The sequence below is a fragment of the Ramlibacter tataouinensis TTB310 genome (genome assembly GCF_000215705.1).
Lineage (GTDB): Bacteria > Pseudomonadota > Gammaproteobacteria > Burkholderiales > Burkholderiaceae_C > Ramlibacter > Ramlibacter tataouinensis.
Genome location: NC_015677.1, coordinates 2,599,554 through 2,612,737 on the forward strand (window position 1 = coordinate 2,599,554; position 13,184 = coordinate 2,612,737).

The window sequence follows — 13,184 nt, forward strand, 5'->3', positions numbered from 1 at the left end:
CCCTCAGGCGCGGCCCGGCACCGGCGCGCGCACGACCAGGCCAACACCCAAAGCGGTCAGGGCCACGCCCGCCACCGTCAGCAGGGTGATGGGCTCGCGGAACAGCACCCAGGCCATCAGGGCGGTGCACGGCGGCACCAGGTACAGCAGACTGGTCACGGCGGTGGCCGCGCCGCGCTGGATCAGCAGGTACAGCAGCGAGCTGCCGCCCAGCGTCAGCGCCAGCACCGACCAGGCCATGGAGCCGGCCAGTTCGGCGTTCAGGCCGCCGGTTGCGCCCAGCCAGCGCATCGGCTCGGCCTCCAGCAGGGCCAGGGGCAGCGTGACCACGAAGGCCGCGGCCAGCTGCACCAGGTTGGCGGTGCGCACGTCGCAGGGGGCGATGAAGCGCTTCTGGTACAGCGTGCCGGCCGTGATGCTCATCAGCGCGATGAACGCGAACAGCAGGTTGAGCGCATGCACCTCGCCCAGCCCGAGCTTTTGCCACACCACCAGCATCAGCCCGCACAGGCCCAGCAGCAGGCCGGCCCATTGGCGCCGCGTGACCGCGCCGCCCCAGGCCGAGATCCACACGGCGGTGAGGACCGGCTGCAGGCCGACCAGCAGCGCCGCCAGCCCGGCGCCCATGCCGGCCTTGACCGCGGCCCAGACCCCGCCCAGGTAGCCGGCGTGCATCAGCACGCCCGTGACCGCCAGGTGGCCCCACTGCACGCGGCCGGCCGGCCAGGCGGCACGCGCGGCCACTGCCCAGGCCAGGAAGCACGCCACCGACAGGATGTAGCGCATCGCCAGGAACTTCATCGGCGGCGCATGCGGCATGCCATAGCGCGCGACGATGAAGCCGGTGCTCCAGATCAGCACGAAGACGGCCGGCATGGCCCTGACCAAAGCGCTCATGGTTTCAGGGGACCCGCTTGCGGATCTCGGGCAAAGCCCTTTGCAGGTAATAGACCATGGACCAGATGGTGAGGATGGCGGCGATCCAGATCAACCAGGTGCCCCACACGCCGGTGTCGAGCCGACCGAGCAGCACGCCGTCGTACAGCAGGAAGGGAATGGCCACCATCTGCACCGTGGTCTTGACCTTGCCGAGCATGTGCACGGCCACGCTGCGCGACGCGCCGATCTGCGCCATCCATTCGCGCAGAGCCGAGATAGCGATCTCGCGGCCGATGATGATCAGGGCGACGAACACGTCGGCCCGGCCCAGCTGCACCAGCACCAGCAGCGACGCGCACACCAGGAACTTGTCGGCCACCGGGTCGAGGAAGGCGCCGAACGAGGAGGTCTGGTTCAGCCGCCGCGCCAGGAAGCCATCCAGCCAGTCGGTCAGCGCGAACACCACGAACATGACGGTGGCGATCAGGTTCTGGGTGCGCGGCTCCATCCCCAGGTAGAACACGCCGACGATGAGCGGGATGGCGACGATGCGCGTCCAGGTCAGGAGCGTGGGGATGGTGAAGAACATGAAGGGCCGATTCTGGCATGAGCCGTGCGGCCGCTCCTTCCTCAGTGCAAAGCGCGGTAGATCTCCTCCGCCAGCTCGCGCGAGATGCCCTCCACCGTGGCGATGTCCTCCACGCCGGCCGAGGCCACGCCGCGGATGCCGCCGAAGCGCTGCAGCAGGCGCGCCCGCTTCTTGGCGCCCACGCCGGGGATCTCCTCCAGCTTGCTGCCGCCCACCCGCACCTTGGCCCGGCGCGCGCGCATGCCGGTGATGGCGAAGCGGTGCGCCTCGTCGCGGATCTGCGCCACCAGCATCAGCGCCGCCGAGTCCTTGCCCAGCCAGACCTTCTCGCGGCCGTCGGCGAACACCAGTTCCTCCAGGCCGACGCGGCGGCCCTCGCCCTTCTCCACGCCGACGATCACCGACAAATCCAGCCCCAGTTCGGCGAACACCTCGCGCGCCATGCTCACCTGGCCCTTGCCGCCGTCCACCAGCACCAGGTCGGGCAGGCGGGCGGCGCCGCCGCGGCTGGCCCGCCGGGCGCCTGCGGATGCGGCGCCGGCCTCGACCTCCGCGTCGGCCGCCGGCGCGTCCTCCACCCCGGGAGGCGGAGAAGCATCGGGCGCGTCGCGCCCGGCCTCGGCGAGGCGGCTGTAGCGGCGCGCCAGCACCTGGCGCATGGCCGCATAGTCGTCGCCGGGCGTGATGCCCTCGATGTTGTAGCGGCGGTACTCGCTGTTCTGCATCTTGTGGTGGTGGAACACCACGCACGAGGCCTGGGTCGCCTCGCCGGCGGTGTGCGAGATGTCGAAGCACTCCACGCGGAAGTTGTCGATGTTGTCAGGCTCCAGCTGCAGCGCCTCCACCAGCGCGCGAGTGCGCGCCTGCTGCGAGCCCTCCTCCGCCAGCAGCCGCGCCAGCTGGAGGCCGGCGTTCTTGTCGGCCATCTCCAGCCAGACGCGCCGCTGCTCGCGCGGGTTGTGCACCGCGTTGATGCGCACGCCGCTCTGCTCGGACAGCGCCCCGATCAGCTCGCGGCCGACCGGGTGGCTGGTGATCAGGAAGGGCGGCACCGGCACGCCGATGTAGTGCTGCGCGATGAAGGCCTCCAGCACCTGCACCTCCACCGGCTGCGAGGACGCGCCGTCCTGCCCCGCGTCCTCGCCGCGGTCGAAATCCCGCACCGCCGCCGCGTCCTCCAGGTGCGTGGGAAAGTAGGCGCGGTCGCCCAGGTGCCGGCCGCCACGCACCATCGCCAGGTTGACGCAGGCCTTGCCGCCCTGCACCCGGGCGGCCAGGATGTCCACGTCCTTGTCGGTGCCGGTGTCCACCGATTGCTGGTGCAGCACGCGCGACAGCGCGGCCACCTGGTTGCGCAGCTCGGCCGCCTGCTCGAACTCCAGCTTTTCCGCGTGTTCCATCATGCGCGCCTCCAGCCGCTGCAGCACCTGCTGCGCGTCGCCCAGCAGGAAGGCCTCGGCGTTCCTCACGTCGCGCTGGTAGTCCTCCACCGACACCAGGCTGACGCAGGGGCCTGAGCAGCGCTTGATCTGGTAGAGCAGGCAGGGCCGGGTGCGGTTGGCGAACACCGTGTCCTCGCAGGTGCGCAGGCGGAACACCTTCTGCAGCAGCTGGATGGACTCCTTCACCGCCCAGGCGCTGGGATAGGGGCCGAAGTAGCGGTGCTTGCGGTCCACCGCGCCGCGGTAGTAGGCCACCCGCGGAAACTGCGCCGCGGTCTGTTCCTCGCTGCCCACCTTGTCGGCCGCCCCGTGGATCTTCAGGTAGGGATAGCTCTTGTCGTCCCTGAACAGGATGTTGAACCGGGGGTTCAGCGCCTTGATCAGGTTGTTCTCCAGCAGCAGCGCCTCGGCCTCGGAGCGCACCACCGTGGTCTCCATGCGCGCGATCTTGCCCACCATGTGGCCGATGCGCGTGCCGCCGTGGTTCTTCTGGAAGTAGCTGGACACCCGCTTCTTCAGGTTGCGCGCCTTGCCCACGTACAGCACGCCGCCGGCCTGGTCGAAGTAGCGGTAGACGCCGGGCAGCTGCGGCAGCGCCGCCACCTCGGCCAGCAGTTGGTCGGAATGCACCTCGGACATGCGCCCTATTATCCCGAGCGCATGCTCTGGGACATCTTCTGCAAGGTCATCGACAACCACGGCGACATCGGCGTGTGCTGGCGCCTGGCGGCCGAGCTGGCGCGCCGCGGCGAACGGGCACGGCTGTGGGTGGACGCCCCCGCGGCCCTGGCCTGGATGGCGCCGCAGGGCCAGGCCGGCGTGGAGGTGCGGGCCTGGACCGCCGGCAGCACGGCCGAGGTGGTTCCCGGCGACGTGGTCGTCGAGGCCTTCGGCTGCGAGCCGGGCGAGGCCTTTGCCGCCGCCATCGCCCGGCGCACGCGCGAGCGCGGCCGCCAGCCGGCCTGGATCAACCTGGAGTACCTCTCGGCCGAGCCCTGGGTCGAGCGCTGCCACGGCCTGCCCTCCCCGGTCATGGCCGGGCCCGCGAAAGGCCTGGTCAAGCGCTTTTTCTATCCCGGCTTCACGCCGCGCACCGGCGGGCTGATCCGTGAACGTGACTTCGACGCGCGGCAGGCGGCCTTCGACCGCACCGCCTGGCTGCGCGCCCGTGGGCTGCCTGACGCCGGCGAGCGCCTGGTCAGCCTGTTCTGCTACGAGCCGCCCGCCCTGCCCCGGCTGCTGGCGCAGCTGGCCGCCGGCGACGCGCCCACCCGGCTGCTGGTCACGGCTGGCCGGGCCCAGGCGGCCGTGCAGGCCGCGCTGGCCGACTCCAGCGGACCTGCGGCAGGACTGGAAGGACGGCTGGCCATTTCCTACCTGCCCCTGCTGACCCAGACCGACTACGACCACCTGCTGTGGGCCTGCGACCTCAACTTCGTGCGCGGCGAGGACTCGCTGGTGCGCGCCCTGTGGGCCGGCCGGCCGTTCGTCTGGCAGATCTACCCCCAGCACGACGACGCGCACCACGCCAAGCTGCGCGCCTTTCTCGACTGGCTGCGGGCGCCGGCCTCGCTGCGCGCCTTCCACGAGGGCTGGAACGGCATCGCGCCCGGCCTGCCCGCGGCCGAGCCCGCCACCTGGGCCGCCGTGGCGCAGGACGCGCGCCAGCGGCTGCGGGCCCAGCCCGAGCTGGTGGAGCAGCTCGGCCGGACGGCTTTGGAATCACAGTAAAATTACGGGCTTTGCGCGGGACGTCCAGGCGTTCTTCTCCGCGCACCCCGCCGCGGCAACGGTTCCTCCAGCGAGCGTCCAGCGGCCTATTTACCTCGATGCATCGCCCATGAAAATCGCCCAAGAAATCCGCGCCGGCAACGTGATCATGAACGCAGGCGCGCCCTGGGTCGTGCTCAAGACCGAGTACGCCCGCGGCGGCCGCAACGCCGCCACCGTCCGCATGAAGCTCAAGAGCCTGCTGTCCAACCAGGGCACGGAGATCGTCTTCAAGGCCGACGACAAGATGGACCAGATCGTGCTGGACAAGAAGGACTGCACCTACTCGTACTTCGCCGACCCGATGTACGTCTGGATGGACGGCGAGTACAACCAGTACGAGGTGGAAGCCGAGAACATGGGCGACGCGCTCAACTACCTGGAGGACGGCATGAGCGCCGAGGTGGTGTTCTACGAAGGCAAGGCCATCTCGGTGGAACTGCCCACCAGCGTGGAGCGCGAGATCACCTGGACCGAGCCGGCCGTCAAGGGCGACACCTCGGGCAAGGTGCTCAAGCCCGCCAAGATCGCCACCGGCTTCGAGATCGGCGTGCCGATCTTCGTGGCCCAGGGCGACAAGGTCGAGATCGACACCCGCACCGGCGAGTACCGCCGCCGCGTCTGAGCGCGGGCGCCGGCCGCTGCCCAGGCGGAGCCGGGGTACCGCGAGGCTCCGCAAGGGGCCTTTTCTTTTTCCGGGCCGCAGATGGATTTCGACTTCAGCCACATCGCCGTGCCGTTCCGCATGCAGCCCGGGCTGGCCCGGCTGCCCGAGGGCACGCCGCAGCTCACGCCGCTGGCGCCGCGCAGCCGGCTGCATGCCGAGAAGTCGCAGGTCGTGGCGGCGGGCGCGTCACGCAATCGCGTGCCCGGCTTCGATCCCGCGCCGGCCCTGGAGAGCATCCGCGCGCGCGCCCGGCTGCAGGGCATCGCGCCGCCGGATGATGTCCCGCTGGAGCTGCAGTTCGAGGAAGACTTCGCCGTGCTCGACGGCGACAGCGGCCAGCTGCCCTGGCTGTGCGTCTGCGTGCCCTCGCACTGGGCGCCCGAGGACAAGCTGGGCCTGCCGCTGGCCGCGGTGCACGCGCCCGTGGCCGACGCGGCCACGCTCAAGGCCGCCTCGCGCCACCTGGCCCAGCTGGTGACGGACGGCGGCGCCTGGGAGCGCTTCGTCTGGACCGTGAGCCCTTCGGCCCGCTATGACCAGCACCCGCGCCGCCATGCCCGCACGCCCTGGCCGCCCGAAGGCGCCGACCTCGACGCGTTTGCGGCCGGCTGCTTCCTGCGGGCCGAACGCCAGACCTTCTTCCCGGTCGGCCGCGGCACGCGCCAGGCGGTGTTCACCATCCGCGTGATGGTCGCGCCGCTCGCGCAAGCCGTCGACACCGCGGACAAGGCGCGCCGCATGCACGACAGCATCGCCAGCATGAGCGAGGCCGTGCTGGCCTACAAGGGCCTGGGCCCGGCCCGGGCGCCGCTGCTGGCCTGGCTGGCGGCCCGGGGCGCAGGCTGATCCCTGGCCGTGCTGTTCGTGCCGCCGGCCCTGGCGCTGGCGCTCTGAACGCGCTGCCGGCTAGTACAGGCGGCGCAGCGCCAGGACGGCCAGCAGCAGGACCATCACCAGGGCAAGGCCAGCCACCGGCACCCACAGCGCCCGCAGCTCGCCGGCACGGCGCGGTGCCCGCGCCTGGGCCGCCGGTTCAGGGAAGGGCTGGGCCGAGGGGAACCACTGCAGCAGCTGGGTGGCGGTTTCCGGGGTGAAGAGCTCGAGCGTCAGCCGCTGCAGGGGCACCGCCTCGTTGCCGCCCAGCCCCAGCTCCAGGCGGGAGCCGGCCAGGCGCGCATGCGCCACCTGGTCCACGGGCAGCTTGACGCGGTCTTCACGCCAGCCCAGGCCGCGGCGGAAGCGGCCGGCGATGCGCAGCACGCCGCCCTGCACCCGCAGCTCGACCTTGCCGCGAAAGCGTGGCACGGCGAAGGCGCCGCGCTGCGCCTCGACCAGGCGGGCGACGTAGGTGGCCTGCACGACGGAGGAGTTGCCGGTGCGCTGCGGCGCGAATCGGGGCGCGCCGGTGCGGCGGGCGATCAGCTCGCCCACCGTCAGTTCCACGCCTTCGCTGTCGACCAGCAGGTTCTTGCTGGACAGCGCCTTCTTCATGCGCATGCCCACGATGGTGCGCCGGTCGTAGGGGCCGATGCGGCGTCCCTCGAGCACCACGTGGAAGAGCGGCTGCTCCACTGTGTCGTCCCCCGATCGTCTTCCTCGGCCGCAAGGATAGCCGAGCAGGCGCCCGGCAGGCCCGGGGTTTGGGGCCACAATCGCCGCATGTCTTCCACCCGCAACATCCATGACCAGCGCCTGGCCGACGCCTGGGCCACGCTGCAGTCTCATGCCGACGCCGGGCTGCCGCTGGACCGCGACGCCAGCCGCCTGGCCTTCGCCGACCCCGAGTTCCTGCTGCGGCGCGAGACGCGCGGCATCCGCATCCAGCTGGAACTGCTCAAGCCCGACCTGGAGCAGCAGGCGCACGGCATCGAGAACACCATCGTGGTGTTCGGCAGCGCCCGTTTCCGCAGCGAGGAAGAGGCCGCCGCGCTGGTGACGGCGGCCGAGGCCGGCGGCGACGCCGCCGTGATCCGCCGCGCCCGCGCCCTGGCCCGCAACGCCCACTACTACGAGAAGGCGCGCGCCTTCGGCAAGCTGGTGGCGCAGTACAGCGCCCCCAAGGACAGCCACGACAAGCTGTTCATCTGCACCGGCGGCGGCCCGGGCATCATGCAGGCGGCCAACCGCGGCGCCCACGAAGGCGACGGCATCAGCGTGGGCCTGTCGATCGCGCTGCCGATGGAGGAAGCCGCCAACCCCTACGTCACGCCGGCGCTGTCGTTCAAGTTCCACTACTTCGCGCTGCGCAAGATGCACTTCATGATGCGGGCCAAGGCGCTGGTGGCCTTCCCCGGCGGCTTCGGCACGCTGGACGAGCTGTTCGAGGTGATCACGCTGGTGCAGACGCGCAAGGCCAAGCAGGTGCCCATCGTGCTGTTCGGCTCGGAGTACTGGAAGAAGCTGATCAATTTCGAGGCGATGGTCGACGAGGGCGTGATCTCGCCCGACGACCTGAAGCTGTTCGAGTACGCCGACGACCCGCAGCGCGCCTGGGACGTCATCAGGGCGTTCTACCGGCTCTGAACAGGTTCCCCCAGGCGCAGGGCCAGGCGGGTGCCCGCGCCGACCGCGGCGCCCACCGCCCAGAACACGCCGGCGATGCCCACCGCCGCACCCGCAACGCCGAACAGCATGGGCATGAGCACGCTGGAGGCATTGATGGCCATGACCCGCAACGCCACCGCTTCGCCCTGCCGGTGCGCCGGCGTGATCTGGTGCAGGGTGCTCATGATCATGGGCTGCACGCAGCCCAGCGCCACGCCCAGCAGCACCGAGCAGGCTCCCATGGCCAGCGGATGGTGCATCAGGGGGTAGAGCGCGAACAGCAGCGCCGTTGCCGCCATGGCGCCGGCGATCACGGCCGACTCGCGCAGGCGCGCGGCCAGCACCGGCAGCAGCACGCGCACCAGCGCCGCCGCGATCGCGAAGGCGCCCAGCAGGCTGCCGATGACCGAGGCCGACAGGCCGCGCTCGTGCCCCAGCACCGGCACCACGAAGGTGTGCACGTCCCAGCAGGACGACAGCAGCCAGTTGACCAGCAGCAGGCGCCGGAAGCCGGTCTCGCGCACCAGGTCCCAGGCGGTGCCCGGCTTGCTGCCGGCGGGCGCCACCACCGGTGGCAGCTCGCGCGCGCCGCGCACCCAGAACCAGGTGGCCAGCGGCAGCACGGCCATCAGGAAGAAGGCCCAGCGGAAGCCGCCGTGGTCGATCACCAGCCCGGCGGCGAACGGCCCCAGGAAGTTGGAGACCGCCGGCCCGATCGCCAGCCAGGAGAACACCTGGCGCAGCCGGGTGGCGTCGCCGGCGGCCCGGCCCACGTGCCGCTGCAGGGCGATCGAGGCGGCCCCGGTGGCGCCGCCGGTCATCAGGGCACTGGCGCAGAGCACGGGGTAGATGGGCCAGGCCACGGCCAGGCCGGCACCCAGGGTCGCGACCGCCACGCTCACGGCCACCGGCGCCCTCAGTCCGCGCCGGTCGGCGAAGCGGCCGGCCGGCAGGGCCAGGAACACCTGGGTCAGCGCGAACAGCGCCAGCAGAACGCCCACGGCCGCCGCGCTGTGGCCCTCGCGCAGCGCCAGCAGCGGCGCCGCCATGCGCATGCCGGCCATGCAGGCGTGCAGGAAGACCTGACCGGCGATCAGCCGGGCCAGCTCGACGCCGGGGGTGCCGGGCCGCTCAGCTGTCGTCGTCACCGCTCTCCTCGGCCAGGGGCAGCATGGCCTGGGCCTGGCCCTCGGGCAGCGCCTCGACCACCTTGAGGGCACGGCGCATCTGCTTGGTGCGGGTGTCGGCCTTGTCCAGGGTGTCGGAGGCCTTCTGCACCTGCTCCTTGATGCGCGCCACCCAGTCGCCGTAGCGTTCGAACTCGGTCTTGACCGCGCCCAGCACCTTCCAGACCTCGGAGGCCTGCTGCTCCAGCGCCAGCGTGCGAAAGCCCATGTGCAGGCTGTTGAGCATGGCCAGCAGCGTGGTCGGGCCGGCCAGCGTGACGCGAAAGTCCCGCTGCAGCGCGTCCATCACCCCGGGGCGGCGCAGCACCTCGGCGTACAGGCTTTCGATCGGCAGGAACAGGATGGCGAAATCGGTCGTGTGCGGCGGGCACAGGTAGCACTCGCAGATGGACTTGGCCTCCTGGCGGATGCGCGCCTCCAGCGCGCGGCCCGCGCTGTCCACGCCGGCGTGGTCGGCACGGTCGTGCGCCTCCAGCAGGCGCTCGTAGTCCTCGCGCGGGAACTTGGCGTCGACCGGCAGCCACACCGGCAGGCCATCGGCGGTGCGGCCCGGGAAACGGATGGCGAAGTCGACGCGCTGGTTGCTGCGCGGCTTGGTCTCGATCTGCTTGCCGTACTGCTCGGGCGTGAGCACCTGCTCCAGCAGGGCTTCCAGCTGCACCTCGCCGAACATGCCGCGGGTCTTGACGTTGGTCAGCACGCGCTGCAGGTCGCCGACTCCCTGGGCCAGGCTCTGCATCTGACCCAGGCCCTGGTGCACCTGCTCCAGCCGCTCGGCCACCTGCCGGAAGCTCTCGCCCAGGCGCGTCTCCAGGGTGGTCTGCAGCTTCTCGTCCACCGTCCTGCGCATCTCCTCGAGCTTGGCGGCATTGGTCTGCTGCAGCATCGCCAGCTGCGCCTCCAGCGTGCTGCGCACCTCGGCCATGCGCCGGGCATTGGACTCGCCCAGGTTCTGCAGCTGCTGCGTGAGCGTGTCCGACAGGGTCTTCTGCACCAGGGTGAGCTGCTGGGCGAAGGCATCCAGCTGGCTGTTCTGCGTGCGCGTGGTCTCGCTGGCCTGGCGGACCACGGCCGCCTGGAAGGTCGCGAGGGTGTGCGTCATCTCCTGGCGCGAACCCCGGGTCGACTCGCTGATCTCGCGCCGCAGCTCGCGCTCCAGCCGCTCGCCGGCGGCCAGGATCTCGGCGCGCCCGGTGTCGATGACCGGCCTGCGCACCAGCAGGACGACGACCAGCACCAGCGTCACCGCCAGCAGGACGGCGACAGCCACCAACAGCCAGAATTCCACTCGCTCAGGTCCGCTGCAGCACGTCGGGGTTGAGCGGCGTCAGCGGCTTGCCGTGCACCAGGAAGCCGATCAGGTTGTCGGCGGCCAGCTGGGCCATGGCCTTGCGCGTGGGCACGGTGGCGCTGGCGATGTGGGGCGTGAGCACCACGTTGGGCACGGTGAGCAGGTCGGGATGCAGCTTGGGCTCGCCCTCGTACACGTCCAGGCCGGCGGCAGCGATGCGCTTGTCGCGCAGGGCCTGGGCCAGGGCGGCATCGTCGACGATGCCGCCGCGAGCGATGTTGATCAGGTTGGCGGTGGGTTTCATCTGCGCCAGCTCGGCCGCGGCTATGGCGTGGTGCGACTGCGCGCTGTAGGGCAGCACCAGCACCAGGTGGTCGGCCGTGCGCAGCAGCTCTTCCTTGCTGACGTAGCGGGCCTTGCAGGCGGCTTCCTGCTCGGCCGGCAGGCGCGAGCGGTTGTGGTAGATCACCTTCATGCCGAAGCCGTGCGCGCCGCGCCTGGCGATGCCCTGGCCGATGCGGCCCATGCCCAGGATGCCCAGCGTGCTGCCGTGCACGTCCGAGCCGGCGAACATGTCGTAGGCCCACTTCTGCCACTTGCCGGCGCGCAGGTAATGCTCGCTCTCGGTGACCCGGCGGGCCGTGGCCATCAGCAGCGCGAAGCCGAAATCGGCCGTGGTTTCGGTCAGCACGTCCGGCGTGTTGGTGCCCAGCACGCCGGCGGCGGTCATGGCCGGCAGGTCGAAGTTGTTGAAGCCCACCGCCATGTTGGCGGCGATCTTCAGGCTGGGGCAGGCCGCCAGCAGCTCGCCGTCGATGCGCTCGCCGCCGGTGGTGAAGACGCCGGCCTTGCCCTGGAGCTTGGCAAGCAGCCGCTCGCGCGGCCAGGCCTCGTCGGCCTGGTTGTGCTCGACCTCGAAATGCTGCTCGAGCTTGGCGATGACCTCGGGGAAGATGACGCGGGCGACCAGGATGCGGGGTTTGCTCATGATGTTCAGCGGAACCAGATGAAGGTGATGAGGACGAACAGCGGCACCAGGACGGCGCCCGACCAGGCCATGTAGCCGAAGAAGCTGGGCATTTTGACACCGCGGTCCTCGGCGATGGCCTTGACCATCAGGTTGGGCGCGTTGCCGATGTAGGTGTTGGCGCCCATGAACACGGCGCCGGCCGAGATGGCGGCCAGCGTCGGGGCCATGGTGGTCATCAGCACGGCCGGGTCGCCGCCGGCGGTGTTGAAGAACACCAGGTAGGTGGGCGCGTTGTCCAGGAAGGAGCTGAGCGCGCCGGTGGCCCAGAAGTACATGGCCGGGTCGGGCGTGCCGTCCGGCCGGGTGACGGCCGCCACGATAGCGCCGAACGGCCCGTCGACCCCGGCGCGCAGCATGGCGATCACCGGGATGATGGTCAGGAAGATGCCGGCGAACAGCTTGGCCACCTCGGCCATGGGGCCCCAGGAGAACTGGTTGTCCCGGTGCACCGAGGCCGGCGTGAGCTGCAGCGACACCAGGGTCACGGCGACCAGGCCGATGTCGCGCAGCAGGCCGGGCAGGCCCACCTGCGTGCCCAGGACATCGAAGTGCACGCCGGATTCCCAGGTGCCGCTCATCAGCACCAGCGCCACGATGACGGCCAGCAGCCAGAAATTGCGCGCGCCGTCGAAGCCGATGGCGCGGGTGTCGGGGGTGGGGTCCACCGGCTGGAATTCCTCGCGGCGGCGATAAAACCAGCTGTCCAGCGCGTAGAACAGAACCAGCAGCGTGCCGAGCAGGAACAGCGTCTCGGGGAAGATGTTCCTCAGCGTCCAGAAGAAGTCCACGCCCTTGAGGAAGCCCAGGAACAGCGGCGGGTCGCCCAGCGGCGTGAGCGAGCCGCCGGCGTTGGCGACGATGAAGATGAAGAAGACGACGACGTGCGCCTTGTGGCGGCGGTTGTCGTTGGCCCGGATCAGCGGGCGGATCAGCAGCATGGATGCGCCGGTGGTGCCCATGAAGCTGGCCAGCACGGCGCCGACGGCCAGGATGCCGGTGTTCAGGCCGGGGCTGCCGTGCAGGTTGCCCCGGATATAGATGCCCCCCGCCACCGTGAACAGCGCCGTCAGCAGGATGACGAACGGCAGGTACTCGGCGAGCAGCGCATGCACGAAGCTGGCGGCCGCGGCGCCGAAGCCGAAGGTCAGCGCGAACGGCACCAGGAAGGCCAGCGCCCAGGCCGCTGTCACCTTGCCATAGTGGTGGTGCCAGAAGCGCAGCGCCAGCAGCGGCATCAGCGCGATGGACAGCAGGATGCCGACGAAGGGCACGGCCCACAGCGGCGTGAGCTGGCGGCCGTCCAGCTCGGCGGCCAGGGCGAGCTGCGGCAGCGCCAGCAGCAGCGTGGCGGCAAGCCCGCGCGAAAGCGTCATTCCAGATGTCTCCTGATCAGCGGCAAGCGGCCGAGCATACAACCGGACGGGGCGTAGGCAGGGTACCCGGCAGGCGATGCCCCGCGCGGCACGGCAGGCGGTGCCCGGTCGGGGCTCATACTGTGGCGGTCGGCGCTTTGCGCCGACTTCGCAGGCCGTTCTCTTCGGCCTGGGGCCGCGGCATAACTCGCTACGCGCCCCGAAGGGCGCTGCGCTCAGACAGATGCCGCGAGTCAGATCACGAAGCGCGCCGCACCGGCGGCGCGCAGCCCCAGGCCGAAGAGCCGTCCCGCCGCCCCAGAAATCGCCCCGCCCGGGCACCGCCTGCCGCGCTGAGGCGTGGTTTCTTGCGCATGGCTGCTAAGACCTCTGCGCGCCAACCTGGTCGGTGGGCGCCAGGCGCTCCCCGGCA

12 protein-coding genes are annotated in these 13,184 nt (G+C 71.0%); 4 read left to right on the forward strand and 8 right to left on the reverse strand.

Annotated features, from left to right (window positions below):
* Positions 1-3: 3 nt before the first annotated feature.
* The 3 genes from RTA_RS12545 to uvrC are packed head-to-tail and all read right to left on the reverse strand — an operon-like array spanning position 4 to position 3,549.
* Positions 4-897 (reverse strand): DMT family transporter, encoded by an 894-nt coding sequence (locus RTA_RS12545; protein ID WP_013901779.1) that lies wholly within the window; start codon positions 895-897, stop codon positions 4-6.
* A gap of 4 nt (positions 898-901) precedes the next feature.
* Positions 902-1,468, reverse strand: a complete 567-nt coding sequence (gene pgsA, locus RTA_RS12550) for a CDP-diacylglycerol--glycerol-3-phosphate 3-phosphatidyltransferase (protein WP_013901780.1) — start codon at positions 1,466-1,468, stop codon at positions 902-904.
* A 41-nt stretch (positions 1,469-1,509) separates the two neighbouring features.
* Positions 1,510-3,549 (reverse strand): excinuclease ABC subunit UvrC, encoded by a 2,040-nt coding sequence (gene uvrC, locus RTA_RS12555; RefSeq protein ID WP_013901781.1) that lies wholly within the window; start codon positions 3,547-3,549, stop codon positions 1,510-1,512.
* Between uvrC and earP the strand changes: the two genes are divergently transcribed.
* The 3 genes from earP (at position 3,535) to RTA_RS19825 (ending at position 6,193) form a co-directional block, all read left to right on the forward strand.
* Positions 3,535-4,641 (forward strand): elongation factor P maturation arginine rhamnosyltransferase EarP, encoded by a 1,107-nt coding sequence (gene earP / locus RTA_RS12560; protein WP_226986072.1) that lies wholly within the window; start codon positions 3,535-3,537, stop codon positions 4,639-4,641. The two genes, uvrC and earP, sit on opposite strands and share 15 nt — an antisense overlap.
* Before the next feature lie 109 nt (positions 4,642-4,750).
* The gene (gene efp, locus RTA_RS12565; protein WP_041675501.1) at positions 4,751-5,305 is read left to right on the forward strand and encodes an elongation factor P; all 555 of its coding nucleotides are present in this window, start codon (positions 4,751-4,753) and stop codon (positions 5,303-5,305) included.
* 81 nt (positions 5,306-5,386) lie between these two features.
* Positions 5,387-6,193: a heme-dependent oxidative N-demethylase subunit alpha family protein gene (locus tag RTA_RS19825; protein WP_013901784.1), complete on the forward strand. Its 807-nt coding sequence runs from the start codon at positions 5,387-5,389 to the stop codon at positions 6,191-6,193.
* A gap of 60 nt (positions 6,194-6,253) precedes the next feature.
* On the opposite strand, the gene RTA_RS12575 is transcribed toward RTA_RS19825, so the two are convergent.
* A complete protein-coding gene (locus tag RTA_RS12575) occupies positions 6,254-6,919 on the reverse strand; it encodes a hypothetical protein (RefSeq protein ID WP_013901785.1) in 666 nt (221 codons plus the stop codon).
* An 87-nt stretch (positions 6,920-7,006) separates the two neighbouring features.
* Between RTA_RS12575 and RTA_RS12580 the strand changes: the two genes are divergently transcribed.
* Positions 7,007-7,870 (forward strand): LOG family protein, encoded by an 864-nt coding sequence (locus RTA_RS12580; RefSeq protein ID WP_013901786.1) that lies wholly within the window; start codon positions 7,007-7,009, stop codon positions 7,868-7,870.
* Here RTA_RS12580 and RTA_RS12585 read toward each other — a convergent pair.
* The 4 genes from RTA_RS12585 to RTA_RS12600 form a co-directional block, all read right to left on the reverse strand.
* Entirely contained in the window at positions 7,858-8,955 is a 1,098-nt protein-coding gene (locus tag RTA_RS12585; RefSeq protein ID WP_049871382.1) for an MFS transporter, read from the reverse strand. The genes RTA_RS12580 and RTA_RS12585 overlap by 13 nt on opposite strands.
* Positions 8,956-9,022: 67 nt before the next feature.
* Positions 9,023-10,366, reverse strand: coding sequence for a DNA recombination protein RmuC (locus tag RTA_RS12590; protein ID WP_013901789.1), 1,344 nt, complete (start codon positions 10,364-10,366; stop codon positions 9,023-9,025).
* A 4-nt stretch (positions 10,367-10,370) separates the two neighbouring features.
* On the reverse strand, positions 10,371-11,357 hold the full coding sequence (locus RTA_RS12595) for a 2-hydroxyacid dehydrogenase (protein WP_013901790.1): 987 nt from the start codon (positions 11,355-11,357) through the stop codon (positions 10,371-10,373).
* A gap of 5 nt (positions 11,358-11,362) precedes the next feature.
* The gene (locus RTA_RS12600; protein WP_013901791.1) at positions 11,363-12,772 is read right to left on the reverse strand and encodes a sodium:proton antiporter; all 1,410 of its coding nucleotides are present in this window, start codon (positions 12,770-12,772) and stop codon (positions 11,363-11,365) included.
* Positions 12,773-13,184: the final 412 nt, after the last annotated feature.

Bases quoted from the DNA above. Each gene is read 5' to 3' on its own strand.
- RTA_RS12545 (WP_013901779.1), bottom strand. From the start codon at position 897: ATGAGCGCTTTGGTCAGGGCCATGCCGGCCGTCTTCGTGCTGATCTGG.
- pgsA (WP_013901780.1), bottom strand. From the start codon at position 1,468: ATGTTCTTCACCATCCCCACGCTCCTGACCTGGACGCGCATCGTCGCC.
- earP (WP_226986072.1), top strand. From the start codon at position 3,535: ATGCACCTCGGACATGCGCCCTATTATCCCGAGCGCATGCTCTGGGAC.
- uvrC (WP_013901781.1), bottom strand. From the start codon at position 3,549: ATGTCCGAGGTGCATTCCGACCAACTGCTGGCCGAGGTGGCGGCGCTG.
- efp (WP_041675501.1), top strand. From the start codon at position 4,751: ATGAAAATCGCCCAAGAAATCCGCGCCGGCAACGTGATCATGAACGCA.
- RTA_RS19825 (WP_013901784.1), top strand. From the start codon at position 5,387: ATGGATTTCGACTTCAGCCACATCGCCGTGCCGTTCCGCATGCAGCCC.
- RTA_RS12580 (WP_013901786.1), top strand. From the start codon at position 7,007: ATGTCTTCCACCCGCAACATCCATGACCAGCGCCTGGCCGACGCCTGG.
- RTA_RS12585 (WP_049871382.1), bottom strand. From the start codon at position 8,955: ATGGCCGGCATGCGCATGGCGGCGCCGCTGCTGGCGCTGCGCGAGGGC.
- RTA_RS12595 (WP_013901790.1), bottom strand. From the start codon at position 11,357: ATGAGCAAACCCCGCATCCTGGTCGCCCGCGTCATCTTCCCCGAGGTC.
- RTA_RS12600 (WP_013901791.1), bottom strand. From the start codon at position 12,772: ATGACGCTTTCGCGCGGGCTTGCCGCCACGCTGCTGCTGGCGCTGCCG.